This window comes from Agrobacterium sp. 22-210-1 (assembly GCF_053522525.1).
In genome coordinates this window covers 1,141,666-1,156,664 of record NZ_JBNWCI010000001.1, presented here as the reverse complement: position 1 = coordinate 1,156,664, position 14,999 = coordinate 1,141,666, and the positions used below count along the sequence as shown (strand labels likewise).

The 14,999-nt window shown below is 59.9% G+C and carries 14 protein-coding genes; 6 read left to right on the top strand and 8 right to left on the bottom strand.

Going from position 1 to position 14,999, the window contains the following annotated elements:
- Positions 1-78: 78 nt before the first annotated feature.
- On the bottom strand, positions 79-2,871 hold the full coding sequence (gyrA, locus tag ACQZ5F_RS05870) for a DNA gyrase subunit A (RefSeq protein ID WP_225339831.1): 2,793 nt from the start codon (positions 2,869-2,871) through the stop codon (positions 79-81).
- 217 nt (positions 2,872-3,088) lie between these two features.
- On the opposite strand from gyrA, the gene ACQZ5F_RS05865 reads away from it, so the two are divergent.
- The gene (locus ACQZ5F_RS05865) at positions 3,089-3,718 is read left to right on the top strand and encodes a MarC family protein (protein WP_052818429.1); all 630 of its coding nucleotides are present in this window, start codon (positions 3,089-3,091) and stop codon (positions 3,716-3,718) included.
- Here ACQZ5F_RS05865 and ACQZ5F_RS05860 read toward each other — a convergent pair.
- A complete protein-coding gene (locus ACQZ5F_RS05860) occupies positions 3,701-3,859 on the bottom strand; it encodes a hypothetical protein (RefSeq protein ID WP_225244405.1) in 159 nt (52 codons plus the stop codon). The two genes, ACQZ5F_RS05865 and ACQZ5F_RS05860, sit on opposite strands and share 18 nt — an antisense overlap.
- Between ACQZ5F_RS05860 and ACQZ5F_RS05855 the strand changes: the two genes are divergently transcribed.
- Positions 3,849-4,997 (top strand): CBS domain-containing protein, encoded by a 1,149-nt coding sequence (locus ACQZ5F_RS05855; protein ID WP_052818428.1) that lies wholly within the window; start codon positions 3,849-3,851, stop codon positions 4,995-4,997. The genes ACQZ5F_RS05860 and ACQZ5F_RS05855 overlap by 11 nt on opposite strands.
- Positions 4,998-5,050: 53 nt before the next feature.
- Here the strand turns inward: ACQZ5F_RS05855 and ACQZ5F_RS05850 are convergent, their stop codons facing one another.
- Both ACQZ5F_RS05850 and ACQZ5F_RS05845 read right to left on the bottom strand, forming a co-directional pair.
- Positions 5,051-5,320, bottom strand: coding sequence for a hypothetical protein (locus ACQZ5F_RS05850; RefSeq protein WP_225339830.1), 270 nt, complete (start codon positions 5,318-5,320; stop codon positions 5,051-5,053).
- A 39-nt stretch (positions 5,321-5,359) separates the two neighbouring features.
- A complete protein-coding gene (locus ACQZ5F_RS05845; protein WP_175414554.1) occupies positions 5,360-5,950 on the bottom strand; it encodes a single-stranded DNA-binding protein in 591 nt (196 codons plus the stop codon).
- 278 nt (positions 5,951-6,228) lie between these two features.
- Here ACQZ5F_RS05845 and uvrA point away from each other — a divergent pair, with 278 nt between their 5' ends.
- On the top strand, positions 6,229-9,150 hold the full coding sequence (gene uvrA, locus ACQZ5F_RS05840) for an excinuclease ABC subunit UvrA (protein WP_225339829.1): 2,922 nt from the start codon (positions 6,229-6,231) through the stop codon (positions 9,148-9,150).
- A 159-nt stretch (positions 9,151-9,309) separates the two neighbouring features.
- Positions 9,310-10,110 (top strand): DUF72 domain-containing protein, encoded by an 801-nt coding sequence (locus ACQZ5F_RS05835; RefSeq protein ID WP_225339828.1) that lies wholly within the window; start codon positions 9,310-9,312, stop codon positions 10,108-10,110.
- Between the two features lie 239 nt (positions 10,111-10,349).
- Here the strand turns inward: ACQZ5F_RS05835 and dusA are convergent, their stop codons facing one another.
- Entirely contained in the window at positions 10,350-11,360 is a 1,011-nt protein-coding gene (dusA, locus tag ACQZ5F_RS05830; protein ID WP_225339827.1) for a tRNA dihydrouridine(20/20a) synthase DusA, read from the bottom strand.
- A gap of 138 nt (positions 11,361-11,498) precedes the next feature.
- Between dusA and ACQZ5F_RS05825 the strand changes: the two genes are divergently transcribed.
- Together ACQZ5F_RS05825 and ACQZ5F_RS05820 are read left to right on the top strand one after the other, a co-directional pair.
- Positions 11,499-12,188 carry a fumarylacetoacetate hydrolase family protein gene (locus ACQZ5F_RS05825; RefSeq protein WP_448731067.1) on the top strand — a complete coding sequence of 230 codons (690 nt, stop codon included), beginning with the start codon at positions 11,499-11,501 and terminating at the stop codon, positions 12,186-12,188.
- A gap of 35 nt (positions 12,189-12,223) precedes the next feature.
- Positions 12,224-12,757, top strand: a complete 534-nt coding sequence (locus ACQZ5F_RS05820) for a gamma carbonic anhydrase family protein (RefSeq protein WP_046800139.1) — start codon at positions 12,224-12,226, stop codon at positions 12,755-12,757.
- A gap of 37 nt (positions 12,758-12,794) precedes the next feature.
- On the opposite strand, the gene zur is transcribed toward ACQZ5F_RS05820, so the two are convergent.
- The 3 genes from zur to znuC are packed head-to-tail and all read right to left on the bottom strand — an operon-like array spanning position 12,795 to position 14,936.
- Entirely contained in the window at positions 12,795-13,208 is a 414-nt protein-coding gene (zur, locus tag ACQZ5F_RS05815; RefSeq protein WP_046800138.1) for a zinc uptake transcriptional repressor Zur, read from the bottom strand.
- Positions 13,205-14,023 (bottom strand): zinc ABC transporter permease subunit ZnuB, encoded by an 819-nt coding sequence (gene znuB / locus ACQZ5F_RS05810; protein ID WP_448731066.1) that lies wholly within the window; start codon positions 14,021-14,023, stop codon positions 13,205-13,207. The genes zur and znuB overlap by 4 nt, the downstream gene beginning before the upstream one ends.
- Positions 14,016-14,936, bottom strand: coding sequence for a zinc ABC transporter ATP-binding protein ZnuC (gene znuC / locus ACQZ5F_RS05805; RefSeq protein ID WP_137084242.1), 921 nt, complete (start codon positions 14,934-14,936; stop codon positions 14,016-14,018). The genes znuB and znuC overlap by 8 nt, the downstream gene beginning before the upstream one ends.
- Between the last annotated feature and the right edge of the window lie 63 nt (positions 14,937-14,999).

Here is a 14,999-nt window from a genome sequence, read left to right as displayed (position 1 = left end):
TAAGACCCAAAGAAAAACCCCGCGGTGCCTGAGCGCCGCGGGGTTTTCTGTTGATTGACGAGAGAGAAACGAGGCGGCTTACGCCTCGCTCTCCGGTGTCTCAGGCGTATCCGGCAGATTGTCTTCCGCCTCGTCGCCATTGCCGTTTTCCGCCTCGTCGTCGCCTTCCGGCTCGTTGATGCGCTCCACGGAAACCACCTTCTCATCCTTTGCGGTGGAGAAGATCGTCACGCCCTTGGTGGCGCGGCTTGCGATGCGGATGCCGTTGACAGGCACACGGATAAGCTGGCCGCCATCGGAAACCAGCATGATCTGGTCGCCTTCGTCCACGGGGAAAGCTGCGACGAGTTCGCCGATCTCCGCCGTCTTCGAGGTATCGGTGGCGCGGATACCCTTGCCGCCACGGCCCGATGTGCGGAAGTCATAAGAGGACGAGCGCTTGCCGTAGCCCTTCACGGACACCGTCAGCACGAATTCTTCGCGCGCCTTCAGCTCCTGATAGCGCTCTTCGCTGAGTTCGCCCTCTTCCGTCACTTCCTCACCAACGAGCGCGATGTCGTCTTCATCGACGCCTGCGGCGCGCCGTTCGGCCGCCGAGCGCTTCAGATAGGCTGCACGCTCCCACGGTTCAGCTTCCACATGGCCGACAATGGTCATGGAAATGATGCGGTCGCCATCTGCCATATTGATGCCACGCACACCGACCGAGTTGCGGCCGGCAAAGACGCGCACATCGTCCACGGGGAAGCGGATGCACTGGCCGAGAGCCGTGGTCAGAAGCACGTCGTCCCGATCCGTACAGGTTTCGACTGAGAGGATTTCGTCACCCTCTTCGTCGAGCTTCATGGCGATCTTGCCGTTGCGGTTGACCTGAACGAAATCGCCGAGCTTGTTACGGCGAACCGTGCCGCGCGTCGTCGAGAACATCACGTCAAGCGTTTCCCAGGTCGTTTCATCCTCGGGCAACGGCATGATGGTGGTGATGCGTTCGCCGGGTTCCAGCGGCAGCATGTTGATGAGGGCCTTGCCCTTGGACTGCGGCGTACCGATGGGCAGGCGCCAGACCTTTTCCTTGTAGACGATGCCGCGCGAAGAGAAGAACAGCACCGGCGTATGGGTGTTCGCAACAAAGAGACGATTGACGAAATCCTCGTCGCGCGTCGCCATGCCGGAACGACCCTTGCCGCCACGACGCTGCGCCCGGTAGGTGGTGAGCGGCACGCGCTTGATATAGCCAAGATGCGAAACGGTAACGACCATGTCTTCCCGGGCGATGAGGTCTTCATCGTCCATATCGGGACCGCCCTCGACGATCTCGGACCGGCGCGGCGTGCCGAACTCATCACGGATGGCGATGAGTTCGTCCGTAACGATCTGCATGATGCGCAGACGCGACGACAGAATGTCGAGATATTCGCTGATTTCCGCGCCGATCTTGTTCAGCTCGTCGCCGATTTCATCGCGACCCAGCGCCGTCAGACGGGCAAGGCGCAATTCGAGAATGGCACGCGCCTGCTCTTCGGACAGATTGTAGGTGCCGTCTTCATTGATGCGGTGGCGTGGATCGTCGATGAGCAGGATCAGGCTTTCCACATCCCGCGCCGGCCAGCGCCGCGTCATCAACTCCTCGCGGGCCGAAGCCGGATCGGGAGCGTGACGGATGACGCGGATGACTTCGTCGATATTGGCAACGGCAATCGCCAGACCCACCAACACATGCGCGCGGTCGCGCGCCTTGCGCAGCAGGTACTTGGTGCGGCGGCTGACGACATCCTCGCGGAACGCGACGAAGGCGCGCAGCATGTCGAGCAGCGTCATCTGTTCCGGCTTGCCGCCGTTCAGCGCCACCATGTTGCAGCCAAATGAGGTCTGCAGCGGTGTATAGCGATAAATCTGGTTCAGGATGACGTCGGCATTGGCGTCGCGCTTCAGCTCGACGACGACGCGATAACCCTGGCGGTCGGATTCGTCACGCAGGTCGGAAATGCCCTCGATGCGCTTTTCCTTGACCAGTTCGGCCATCTTCTCGATCATCGAGGCCTTGTTCACCTGATAGGGAACTTCGGTGATGATGATCTGCTCGCGGTCGCCACGCATCGGCTCGATGGTGGCGCGGCCGCGCATGATGACCGATCCGCGACCCGTCTCGTAAGCCGAGCGTATGCCGGAGCGGCCCATGATCAGCGCGCCGGTCGGGAAATCCGGGCCGGGAATGATCTGCATCAGCTCGGGCAGCTCGATCGCCGGGTTCTCGATCAGCGCGATACAGCCGTCAATGACCTCGGACAGATTGTGCGGCGGAATATTGGTGGCCATACCCACCGCAATGCCACCTGCCCCATTGACCAGCAGGTTCGGGAACTTCGCCGGAATAACGACCGGTTCCTGCAACGTGCCATCATAGTTATCGCGGAAATCGACGGTTTCCTTGTCGAGATCGTCGAGCAGCGAATGCGCGGCCTTTTCAAGACGGCATTCGGTATAACGTTCAGCCGCCGGCGGATCGCCATCGATGGAGCCGAAATTGCCCTGACCGTCAATCAGCGGCAGGCGGAGCGACCAGTCCTGCGCCATACGCGCCAGCGCATCATAGATCGCCGAATTGCCGTGCGGATGGAATTTACCCATCACGTCACCGGTGACGCGGGCGCATTTGACGTATTTTTTGTTCCAGTCGATGCCGAGTTCGGACATGCCGTAAAGAATACGGCGGTGAACCGGCTTCAGACCATCACGGACATCGGGAAGCGCGCGGGACACGATGACGCTCATGGCGTAATCGAGATAGGACCGCTGCATTTCCTCCATGATGGAAATCGGTTCAATGCCTGGCGGAAGTTTTCCGCCGCCGGGGGGGCTCTGGTCAGTCAAAACGGATCACATTCTCTGTTAAGAATCGGATGGATTTTTATAGCGGAAACAGCCACGTTAAGCCAATTTCCCGGCGAGTTTTGAACAGTCTTTTGCGTCATTTGCAAGACGAACACCGCTTTTCGCGATTTAGCCCGACAAAAGCACCGCCGCTCCCTTTCAAAGCAGCCGCGACTTGCGTAGGCTCGCGCACAAAAAGGCAATAAGCGGGGAAAGAATGGCCAGCAGCGAAACGCTCATCAACGCGCTCACCACACTTTTGGTCACGCTCGATCCGCCCGGTCTTGCGCCCGTGTTCCTTGCACTGACCGCTGGGATGACGCGTAGCCAGCGCAGTCAGGTTGCCCTGCGCGGCTCGCTGATCGCTTTCGGCATTCTCGCCGTCTTCGCCCTGTTCGGCCTCACCATCCTCAACCTGCTCGGCATTTCGCTCGGCGCATTCCGCATCGCCGGCGGCCTTCTGCTATTCTGGATTTCCTTCGAGATGATTTTCGAAAAGCGTCAGGAGCGCAAGGAAAAGACATCGGAGATCGCCATCACCAAGGACCATCTGCACAATCTGGCGGTCTTTCCGCTGGCTTTGCCGCTGATTGCCGGGCCGGGCGCCATTTCCGCCACCGTACTTCTCGCCGGCACGATGAAGACCACCATCGAAATGGTCGTGCTCATCCTGATCCTCGCTTTCGCCATGGCCCTTGTCTACGCGGCTTTGATCGTTTCGGAGCGGATGGACCGCTTTCTCGGCAATACCGGCCGGGCGATCCTCACCCGGCTGCTTGGCGTGCTGCTTGCCGCCCTTTCGGTGCAATTCGTGGTCGATGGCATAAAATCAGCCTTCGGATTCTGAGAAGCAGCCGGCCGCGATATCTCGCAACAAATTCCTGATCCAGCTGAAACTGTAAAAAATCCATCCTTTAAATCCGGCCACCGTTTCGGTTAAAAGACGCGCATCTTTTTCGGATTCGAAAGTTTTCTTCATGCGTTCCACGCTGCGTCGCCTCATCCCGGATGCCGCACCCGTCAGCAACAGGGAAAGGCTGCGTTCCGCGACCGGCGCCTTCGTGGGCATTCTCCTGACAGGACTTCTGGGCAGTCTCGCTCTGCGCTTCGACCCTACCCTGCCCGCCATGATCGCGCCGATGGGCGCTTCGGCCGTGCTGTTATTCGCCGTGCCCTCCAGCCCGCTGGCGCAGCCCTGGTCCATCCTGTGCGGCAATCTGGTATCGGCTTTCGTGGGTGTCACGGTCGCGTTGCTGGTTCCGGACCCATTCCTCGCCAGCGCTCTCGCCATCAGCCTTGCCATCGCCGCCATGATGGCGCTGCGCTGCCTGCACCCGCCAAGCGGCGCGGTGGCGCTGACGGCCGTCCTCGGCGGCCCCGCCGTGCACAGTCTCGGATATGGTTTCCTTCTGTGGCCAGTCGCCGGAAATTCACTGATCCTTCTTGCGCTGGCACTTGCCTATAACAATGCCACCGGCCGCGCCTATCCGCATGGCCTGAAGCTCGGAAAGGCCGCCCACGGCACAACGGATCCGACCCCCATCCAGAAAATCGGTTTCTCCTCCACTGACCTCGATGAGGTGCTGAAGGAATATGACGAAGTCCTCGATATCGACCGGGAGGAACTGGAGACCATCCTGCGCAAGACCGAGCTGCGCTCCTATCGCCGCCGCGCGCTGCATCTCGATTGCGCCAGCGTCATGTCGCGCGATGTGGTTGGCGTTGCCCCCGACGATAGCCTGCGCCATGCCCATGCGCTGATGCACAGCCACCATTTCAAGGCGCTGCCCGTCACCAACGATAAAGCCGAAATCCTCGGCATCGTCACCCAGACGGATTTTCTGGAAAAGGCGAGCTGGAGAAACGGCCGCCCCTCCATCGGTTTTCTGCAGCGGCTGCGCCTCATTCTTTCCGGCGCAAGTGCTCCCAACGATACCGTCAAGGACATCATGACATCGCCGGTCAGAACCGTGCGACCGGAAACCTCGATCGAAGAAGCCATCATCCGTTTTGCGGAAGAAGGGCTGCATTACCTGCCGGTGATCGACGCCAATGGCAAGATGGTGGGGATTGTCTCACAATCCGACGTCATGGTGGCGATGCTGGCCGACAAAGTCGCGGCTTAGCCGCCGCGACATCGAAATAACCGGCTCCCGCAGAAACCGGCAAAGCCGTTTGGCTAACGTTTCGCCTTCAAAAGCCGCTGCCACAGCGTGCCGCCGAAAAACCGGCCGAGCACGATGAAATAGGCGATGATCAGCGCCAAGGCGATAAAGGCGGGCAGGCCGTTCAGGGCAAAACCATGTGGTGTGCGCCCGCCTGCGACCGCTGCGACGAGAAACCCGGCGGCGAAAAACGCCGTCCAGAAATCGAGGAAAAAAGCGAGAATGATGCGCCAGGTGGCCGGTTGTTTTGTGGTCGGCTGTTTCGGTGCCGTATCATCACTCATGCCTGCCTCCTGTCACGCATCACCTCATGCGCCGTCCACTCAGAACGGAATATCGTCGTCCATATCGTTGGAGAAGCCGCCGGAAGGCTGACCGCCGCCACGCGAAGAGCCGCCGCGTGACGAAGACTGCTGGTCGTATCCGCCGCCATAACCGGAGCTGGAACCGCCACCGCTGCTGCCGTAGTCTCCGCCACCGCCAAAATCACCGCCGCCGCTACGGCCGCCGCCGCCCTCACCGCGACCATCAAGCATGGTCAGCGTGGAGTTGAAGCCCTGCAACACGATTTCGGTGGAGTAGCGGTCGTTACCGGTCTGGTCCTGCCACTTGCGCGTCTGCAGCTGACCTTCAATATAGAGCTTGGCGCCCTTCTTGACATATTGCTCGACGACCTTGCACAGGCCCTCGTTGAAAACCACGACCGTGTGCCATTCGGTCTTTTCCTTGCGCTCGCCGCTATTGCGGTCGCGCCAGGTTTCCGAGGTGGCGATACGCAGGTTGGCGATGGGGCGGCCATCCTGCGTCCGGCGGATTTCGGGATCCGCGCCGACATTCCCGATCAGAATTACCTTGTTTACGCTACCAGCCATCTCGTCATCCTGTCCGCCGGCCATCATGACCGGCAATTGCATTTCAAAAAAATCCCGCACACAATAACCATCGCGGCCCGCAAAGGGCACCGCAAGCGTGGAACTATCCACAACGAATAATCCAGAGCTTCGAACAGCGGATATTCGCACTTGCTATTTGTTCCTTTTTTGTTCTATTTAATCGCGAAATTCGAGTCAAGTGGGCTGAAAAGCTCCGACCGATAGGGAATAGACCTCGACACCTCCGGCTGCGTCACTACATAAGGACGCGCCGCCATCAAGCCTGTTATTTTTGTCCGAGCCTTGCCACGAGCCTTGTCATGAGTGAACTGAAGACGATTTCCATCCGTGGTGCCCGTGAGCATAATCTCAAGGGTATCGACCTCGATCTGCCGCGCAACAAGCTGATTGTCATGACCGGGCTTTCCGGGTCGGGCAAGTCGTCGCTTGCCTTCGACACGATCTACGCCGAGGGCCAGCGCCGTTATGTCGAAAGCCTTTCGGCTTACGCGCGCCAGTTTCTGGAAATGATGCAGAAGCCGGATGTCGACCGTATCGACGGTCTGTCGCCGGCCATTTCCATCGAGCAGAAGACCACCTCGAAGAACCCGCGTTCCACGGTGGGCACCGTCACGGAAATCTACGACTATATGCGCCTTCTGTTCGCGCGTGTCGGCGTGCCCTATTCGCCGGCCACGGGCCTGCCGATCGAGAGCCAGACCATCAGCCAGATGGTGGACCGCATCCTCGCTTTCGAGGAAGGCACGCGTCTTTATATTCTTGCGCCGATCGTGCGTGGCCGCAAAGGCGAATATAAGAAGGAACTTGCCGAGCTGATGAAGAAGGGCTTCCAGCGCGTCAAGGTGGATGGCCAGTTCTACGAAATCGCCGATGTGCCCGCGCTCGATAAAAAATACAAACACGACATCGACGTGGTGGTCGACCGCGCGGTGGTGCGCCCGGATATGGCAGCACGCCTTGCCGACAGTCTCGAGACCTGCCTCAAGCTCGCCGACGGGCTGGCTATCGCCGAATTCGCCGACAAGCCTCTGCCGCCGGAAGAAACGGCCGCCGGCGGCTCCGCCAACAAGTCGCTCAACGAAACCCATGAGCGTGTGCTGTTTTCGGAAAAATTCGCCTGCCCCGTCTCCGGCTTCACCATTCCGGAAATCGAGCCGCGGCTGTTCTCCTTCAACAATCCCTTCGGCGCCTGCCCCAGCTGCGATGGCCTTGGCTCGCAGCAGAAGGTGGATGAGAACCTGATCGTTCCGGAACCTGCCCGCACGCTGCGCGACGGCGCCATCGCCCCATGGGCCAAGTCGTCTTCTCCCTATTACAACCAGACGCTGGAAGCGCTCGGCAAGGCCTTCGGTTTTAAACTGTCCAGCAAATGGTCGGAGCTTTCCAGGGAAGCGCAGCACGCCATCCTTCAGGGCACCGATGACAAGATCGAATTCAACTATCAGGACGGCGCCCGCTCCTACAAGACGGTGAAAAATTTCGAAGGCATCGTTCCCAATCTGGAGCGCCGCTGGAAAGAGACCGACAGCGCCTGGGCGCGCGAGGAAATCGAGCGTTATATGTCGGCAGCACCCTGCCCGGCCTGCGCCGGTTATCGCCTGAAACCTGAAGCGCTCGCCGTCAAGATCAACAAGCTGCATATCGGCGAAGTCACCCAGATGTCGATCCGCAAGGCACGCGACTGGTTCGAGGTGCTGCCGGAAAATCTCAACGCCAAGCAGAACGAGATTGCGGTCCGCATTCTCAAGGAAATCCGCGAACGCCTGCGCTTCCTGAATGATGTCGGACTGGATTATCTCAGCCTGTCGCGTAACTCCGGTACGCTGTCCGGCGGCGAAAGCCAGCGCATTCGCCTCGCGTCGCAGATCGGCTCAGGCCTGACGGGCGTTCTCTACGTTCTGGACGAGCCATCGATTGGCCTGCATCAGCGTGATAATGCCCGCCTGCTCGAGACGCTGAAACACCTGCGCGATATCGGCAATACTGTCATCGTTGTCGAACATGACGAGGACGCCATTCTGACGGCGGATTATGTGGTCGATATCGGCCCGGCCGCCGGCATTCACGGCGGTCAGGTGATCGCCGAAGGCACGCCGCAGGACGTGATGGCCAATCCGAAATCGCTGACCGGCAAGTATCTCTCCGGCGAACTCGGCGTCGCCGTGCCGACAGAGCGCCGGAAGCCCAAAAAGGGCCGCGAGATCAAGGTCTATGGCGCACGCGGCAATAATCTCCAGAATGTCACGGCGGCGATCCCGCTTGGCGTTTTCACAGCGGTTACCGGCGTTTCAGGTGGCGGCAAGTCCACCTTCCTGATCGAGACGCTTTATAAATCAGCAGCACGTCGGGTGATGGGTGCACGCGAAATCCCGGCTGAACATGATCGCATCGACGGTTTCGAATTCATCGACAAGGTAATCGATATCGACCAGTCGCCGATTGGCCGCACGCCGCGCTCCAACCCTGCCACCTATACCGGCGCCTTCACACCGATCCGCGACTGGTTCGCCGGCCTGCCGGAAGCAAAGGCGCGCGGTTATGCGCCCGGCCGTTTCTCCTTCAACGTCAAGGGTGGCCGCTGCGAAGCCTGCCAGGGCGATGGCGTCATCAAGATCGAAATGCACTTCCTGCCCGACGTCTACGTCACCTGCGACGTCTGCCACGGCAAGCGCTATAATCGCGAGACGCTCGATGTCACCTTCAAGGGCAAGTCCATCGCCGACGTGCTGGATATGACGGTGGAGGAAGGCGTGGAATTCTTCGCCGCCGTGCCGGCGGTGCGCGACAAGCTGCAGGCTTTGTTCGATGTCGGCCTCGGTTACATCAAGGTCGGCCAGCAGGCCAACACGCTATCCGGCGGCGAGGCGCAACGCGTCAAGCTCGCCAAGGAACTGTCGAAACGCTCGACGGGCCGCACGCTTTACATTCTCGACGAACCAACGACCGGCCTTCACTTCCATGACGTCAACAAGTTGCTGGAAATGCTGCAGGCGCTGGTGGACCAGGGCAATTCCGTCGTGGTGATCGAACACAACCTCGAAGTCATCAAGACGGCCGACTGGATCATCGACATCGGCCCGGAAGGCGGCACGGGCGGCGGCGAAGTGGTGGCAACCGGCACACCGGAAGACATCGTCAAGGTCGAACGCTCCTACACCGGTCATTTCCTGAAGGAACTTCTGGAACGCCGGCCGCCCGGCAAACGCGAGGCTGCGGAGTAGTCTCCGGATATTACCGGATGGCTCTGCGCTTGCCCCGGTCATCCTCGCCCCTGAGGCGAGGATCCATAGTCGCGAAAAAAGCATCTTCGGGCCTGGTCCGGGGATTTCAGATGACGCAGCTACGACGTTTATATCGCATGGATTTGGGAGGAACAGCATATGTCGACATCAGGCACGATCCGCACCGGTATCGGCGGCTGGACATTCGAGCCATGGGAGGGCACGTTTTATCCGGAAAAACTGCCAAAGAGACGCCAGCTCGAACATGCCAGCCGGCAATTGACGGCAATCGAGGTGAATGGCACCTATTACAGCAGCCAGAAGCCCGAGACTTTCGCCAAATGGGCGTCAGAAGTGCCTGATGATTTCATCTTTTCCCTGAAGGCCAGCCGTTTCGTCACCAACCGCAGGATTCTGGCCGAGGCCGGCGAATCCATGACGAAGTTTTTGACGCAAGGGTTGACGGAACTCGGGTCCCATCTCGGGCCGATCCTATGGCAATTCGCACCGACCAAAAAATTCGACGCGGATGATTTCGGCGCCTTTCTGGCGCTCCTGCCGGAGAAACAGGATGGTATCCGTCTTCGCCATGTGGTCGAAGTGCGCAACCCGACATTTCAGGTGCCGGAATTCATCGATCTTCTTGCCAGGCACAAGGTCGCAGTCGTCTGCGCTGATCACCACGATTATCCGATGCTGCCTGACGTTACGGCCGACTTCGTCTATTGCCGCCTGCAAAAGGGCGAAGACGACATCGCAACCTGTTACCCGAAGGCGGAGATCGGCCATTGGGCAGAACGGGTCAAGACCTATGCGGCAGGCGGCGTGCCGGACGATCTACCGCTGATCGCACCCGACCGGAAAGCGGAAAAGACGCCGCGCGACGTTTTCGCCTTCTTCATCACCGGCGGCAAGGTCAATGCACCCAACGGTGCGCAGGAATTGCAAAAGGCTGTCTGAGTGATGCGGTGACGCTGAACACCGGATGTCGCAGCGTCACCCGGCAAGTCGTCGTGTCGGTCTAAACGGAGTTGCCGGACCTGCTCCAGCCTTTCGTTTTTCCGCATTTTCCGGACGTGAAACCGCTACGCACTTTTATTGGGAATGCTCTAAGCGATTTCCCGATGGAGACTGCGAAACTCTTCGCAACATCCTTGTCGCCGGCGGCATAAAAATCGCAGGAAGGCCGTTTCCGGCCCTCAGCCCGCCAGTTCCTTCGTCGGGTTGAAATCGACCGCGGCGAAAGCCGCCTCGATCACCTCGGGCCCTGCCCCCGGACGGGTGGCATCGCTGGAGAGAATTTGCCGGAAACGGCGCGCCCCCGGCATGCCCTGAAACAAACCGACCATATGACGGGTGACGTGGTTGAGACGTCCACCCTCGCCAATATAGCCGGCGGCATAGGCCATCATCGTGTCGCGCAACCCCATCCAGTCAGGTTGCCGGGCCTCGCCACCGTAGATGCGGTGATCGACATCGGCGAGAATGGATGTGTTATGATAAGCGGCGCGGCCGAGCATGACGCCATCCATATGCTGCAGATGGTCACAAGCCTGATCAAGATCGGCGATGCCGCCGTTGATGCCGACGAAGACGTCAGGATTTTCCCGCTTCATGCGATAGACGAGCTCATAATCGAGCGGCGGCACCTCGCGGTTCTCCTTCGGTGAAAGGCCTTGCAGCCAGGCTTTCCGCGCATGGATCCACACGGCATCCGCACCGGCCGCGACAACACGCCCCAGAAAATCCGGCAACACGGTTTCCGGTTCCTGGTCATCCACCCCGATGCGGCACTTGACAGTCACCGGCACAGTCGCAACCGCCTTCATCGCCGAAACGCACTGCGCCACGACATCAGGCTCGCGCATCAGGCAGGCGCCGAAGGTGCCGGATTGCACCCGGTCCGATGGGCAACCGACATTGAGATTAATCTCGTCATACCGGTAATCGCCGGCAATCCGCACCGCCTCGGCAAGCTTGGCCGGGTCGGATCCGCCAAGCTGCAGCGCAACGGGATGTTCCTGTGGATGGTAACCGAGCAGCCTGTCACGCTGGCCATGGATGATGGCGTCGGCAACGATCATTTCGGTAAACAGCAAGGCGCGCTTCGACAACTGCCGGTGCAGAAACCTGCACCTCGTGTCCGTCCAATCGATCATGGGGGCCACGGCGAAGATTTTTTCGCCGTTTGCAAGCGCTTTTCTGTACATGGATTAACCTCTTTGCGCCGGCTTCTACAGCAAAGGACTGTAAAAAGCCAGTTTTGCCCTCGACAGCATTTTCAACTGGAAATCAGCCCGGAATCGCGGGACAAGAATTGCACCTTAAAGAGACGACAGGAAATTCCCATGGCCGCCACCGTCATCCCCGCCCCGAAACCCGTCCTCCTGCCCGTTGAAGGCACGGGCGACATGTTCCCCGTGCGGCGGGTCTATTGCGTCGGTCGTAATTATGCCGATCACGCCATCGAGATGGGCCACGATCCCTCGCGCGAACCGCCCTTCTATTTCCAGAAAAACCCGGACAACCTGCTGCCCGCCGGCAATGATTTCCCCTATCCGCCCCTGTCCTCGAACGTGCATTACGAAGTTGAATGCGTCGTGGTGCTGAAAAGCGGCGGCGCAGATATTCCGGCAACCGAGGCCCTGAACCATGTCTGGGGTTATGCCGTCGGTATCGACATGACCCGCCGCGACCTGCAGGACGGGCTGAAGAAGACGGGCCGCTCCTGGGAAGGCGCCAAGGCGTTCGAATATTCCGCACCGGTTTCGCCAATTGTTCCCGCGGACCAGATAGGCCATCCCACCACTGGCGCGATCTGGCTTGATGTCAATGGTGAGCGCAAGCAGACGGGCGATCTCGCGCAGATGATCTGGAAGGTGCCGGAAGTGATCGCCGAGCTTTCGAAGCTCTTCACGCTTGCCGCTGGCGACGTGATCATGACCGGCACGCCGGCCGGCGTCGGCCCGATCGTGCGCGGTGACAGAATCGAGTGTGGCGTCGATGGTGTCGGCACACTGTCGGTCACGGTCGCCTGATCGCTGCCGGCGCATAATCCAGAGGGAGAAACCGAATGCCGCTTTACCGCCTCGCCGACCGGGTGCCGCAGACCCCAGCAGCGGATCGTTACTGGGTCGCGCCTGATGCCAATGTCATCGGCTCGGTGACGCTCGGCGAAGATGTCGGCATCTGGTTCGGAGCGACATTGCGCGGCGATAATGAGCCGATCAGTATCGGGCGTGGCACCAATATTCAGGAAGGGGCGATGGTGCACAGCGATCCCGGCTTTGCCGCGACCATCGGCGAAATGTGCACCATCGGCCACCACGCCATAGTGCATGGCTGCAGCATCGGCGACAATTCACTCATCGGCATGGGCGCGACGATCCTGAACGGAGCAAAGATCGGCCGCAACTGCCTCGTCGGCGCCAATGCGCTGGTGACGGAGGGCAAGGAATTTCCGGATAATTCACTGATCGTCGGATCGCCGGCGCGGGCCATCCGCACGCTGGATGACGAAGCCGTCGCCGGCCTGCGTCGTTCTGCGGAAAAATACATCGAGAACTGGAAGCGTTTTTCGAAAGATCTGGCGATTGTCGAAGGATGAGCAACGCGGGCAGCGATGCCCGCCCCGCAAACGATGCCTATGACGCGCAGTTAGCGCAGAGACCGCGAATCTCGATGGTGGTCTTTTCCGCCTTGAACTTGCTGTCCTTCACCCAGCGCTCAAGGCGGTGGTCGATCTCGTGATCGTGGAATTCCGTCACCTGCCCGCAGGATTCGCAGATGGCAAACGCCACCGTTCCATGATGATTTGAGCAGCATTCGGCCTGTGTATGCGTGCAGGCAACGAAGGCGTTGAGGCTTTCCAGCCGGTGCACGAGACCAAACTCCACCAGCTTTTCCAGCGCCCGGTAAACCTGCAGCGGCGCGCGGAAACCGTCGTCCCGCAGCTTGTCGAGGATCATATAGGCGCTGAGCGGCTGATGCGCGTTTGAAAGGGCATTCATGACCAGCGACTGGTTCTTGGTAAGGTTCTGCTGGGGTTGAGCATTCATGACTTGCCTCCTTCATCCGCGGAGCGGGAAGAACCCGGCGCCGGCAACAGGCTTATAACGAACAGGATCACGGCGGCAACCACGATGGAGGGGCCGGACGGCGTATCATAGGTCAGCGAGCCGAACAGGCCACCGATAACGGCAATGGCACCGATCAGCGAAGCGACCACTGCCATCACCTCCGGCGTGGCGGAAAAACGTCTGGCGGTGGCGGCCGGTATGATCAGCAGCGAGGTGATGAGCATGATGCCGACCACCTTCATCGCAATCGCGATCACCAGCGCCATCAGCAGCGTGAAGATGAGCTTCGCCCGCTCCGGGTTCAGCCCTTCGGCTTCGGCCAGTTCGGTATTGACGGTGGAGGCGAGCAGCGACCGCCACAGGAAGACCATGGAAACCATGACCACCAGCCCGCCACCCCAGATCAGCGCGATATCGCTGCGGGTGACAGCGAGAATATCACCGAACAGGAACGACACGAGATCGATACGCACCCAGCTCATGAAGGCGACAATGACGAGACCAATGGCCAGCGCCGAATGGGACAGGATGCCAAGCAATGCATCGGACGACAGCGCCTGCCGCCGCTGGAGAAAAATCAGCAGGATCGAAACAGCGGATGCCACCAGAAAAACGCTGACGATGAGGTTGAGCTGCAACAGCAGCGAGAGCGCCACACCAAGCAGCGCCGAATGGGCCATCGTATCCCCGAAATAGGCCATACGTCGCCAGACGACGAAACAGCCGAGAGGCCCGGCGGTAAGAGCAACGCCAATACCGGCGACCATGGCGCGAACGAAGAAGTCGTCAAACATGCCGTTCTCCCTGCGCGTGTTTGGAGGGCGCATGGTTCCCATGCTCATGTTCATGGCCGCAACCGCATTCGCCATGGTCATCATGATGGTGGTCATGATCATGAGCGTGGTGGTGGCCATCATCAGGATGGCAATGATCCGTCACCGAACCATCCGCGTGCTGCACCCGACCATCGGGCAGATGGGTGTGGTCGTGATGGTGGCTATAGACGGCAAGTGCCTTGGCGGCAGACCCGCCGAACAGCCGCATATATTCCGGGCTCTGGCTCACCGCCTGCGGCGTTCCCCGGCAGCAGACATGGCCGTTCAGGCAGATCACGGTATCGGTTTCCGCCATCACCACATGCAGGTCATGCGAGATTAACAAAATTCCGCAATTACTTGAATTTCTGATGTTTTTTATCAGGTCGTAGAGCGCGATCTCGCCGGAAAAATCGACGCCCTGTACGGGTTCGTCAAGCACCAGCAGATCGGGCTTGCGGGCGATGGCGCGGGCCAGAAGCGCGCGCTGGAACTCGCCGCCGGACAGATGCTGCACTTCCGCATTGGCAAGGTGCGCAATGCCAGTCGCATTCAATGCCGCATCGATTTCGCGCGCGGGCAGCGGCCCGGTCAGCGTCATCAGACGGCGCACCGAAAGCGGCATGGTCCAGTCCACGGAAAGCTTCTGCGGCACATAACCGACGCGCAGGCCGGCAACGCGCGACACGTCACCCTCGGTTGGTTTCACCACACCGATCGCCATTTTTGCGCTGGTGGATTTGCCCGAACCGTTCGGGCCGATCAGCGTGACGATCTCGCCCTTGCTGACAGAAAACTCCACGCCGCGCACCAGCCAGCGGCCATTGCGCTGCACGCCGGCATTGGCAAGGGAAACCAGTATATCGTTACCCTGACGGGCGGAATGAAGCATGGGATTGTCCGTTCGGCGATGTTGCCTACCGCTATTGCATACGTTATAGGGTTACGCAATAAA

What these genes read in the sequence shown, in the direction of transcription:
- ACQZ5F_RS05825 (WP_448731067.1), top strand. Translation starts at nt 11,499, where the DNA reads ATGGCCGCCACCGTCATCCCCGCCCCGAAACCCGTCCTCCTGCCCGTT.
- dusA (WP_225339827.1), bottom strand. Translation starts at nt 11,360, where the DNA reads ATGTACAGAAAAGCGCTTGCAAACGGCGAAAAAATCTTCGCCGTGGCC.
- ACQZ5F_RS05850 (WP_225339830.1), bottom strand. Translation starts at nt 5,320, where the DNA reads ATGAGTGATGATACGGCACCGAAACAGCCGACCACAAAACAACCGGCC.
- zur (WP_046800138.1), bottom strand. Translation starts at nt 13,208, where the DNA reads ATGAATGCTCAACCCCAGCAGAACCTTACCAAGAACCAGTCGCTGGTC.
- znuC (WP_137084242.1), bottom strand. Translation starts at nt 14,936, where the DNA reads ATGCTTCATTCCGCCCGTCAGGGTAACGATATACTGGTTTCCCTTGCC.
- ACQZ5F_RS05855 (WP_052818428.1), top strand. Translation starts at nt 3,849, where the DNA reads ATGCGTTCCACGCTGCGTCGCCTCATCCCGGATGCCGCACCCGTCAGC.
- ACQZ5F_RS05820 (WP_046800139.1), top strand. Translation starts at nt 12,224, where the DNA reads ATGCCGCTTTACCGCCTCGCCGACCGGGTGCCGCAGACCCCAGCAGCG.
- znuB (WP_448731066.1), bottom strand. Translation starts at nt 14,023, where the DNA reads ATGTTTGACGACTTCTTCGTTCGCGCCATGGTCGCCGGTATTGGCGTT.
- uvrA (WP_225339829.1), top strand. Translation starts at nt 6,229, where the DNA reads ATGAGTGAACTGAAGACGATTTCCATCCGTGGTGCCCGTGAGCATAAT.
- ACQZ5F_RS05845 (WP_175414554.1), bottom strand. Translation starts at nt 5,950, where the DNA reads ATGCAATTGCCGGTCATGATGGCCGGCGGACAGGATGACGAGATGGCT.
- ACQZ5F_RS05835 (WP_225339828.1), top strand. Translation starts at nt 9,310, where the DNA reads ATGTCGACATCAGGCACGATCCGCACCGGTATCGGCGGCTGGACATTC.
- ACQZ5F_RS05865 (WP_052818429.1), top strand. Translation starts at nt 3,089, where the DNA reads ATGGCCAGCAGCGAAACGCTCATCAACGCGCTCACCACACTTTTGGTC.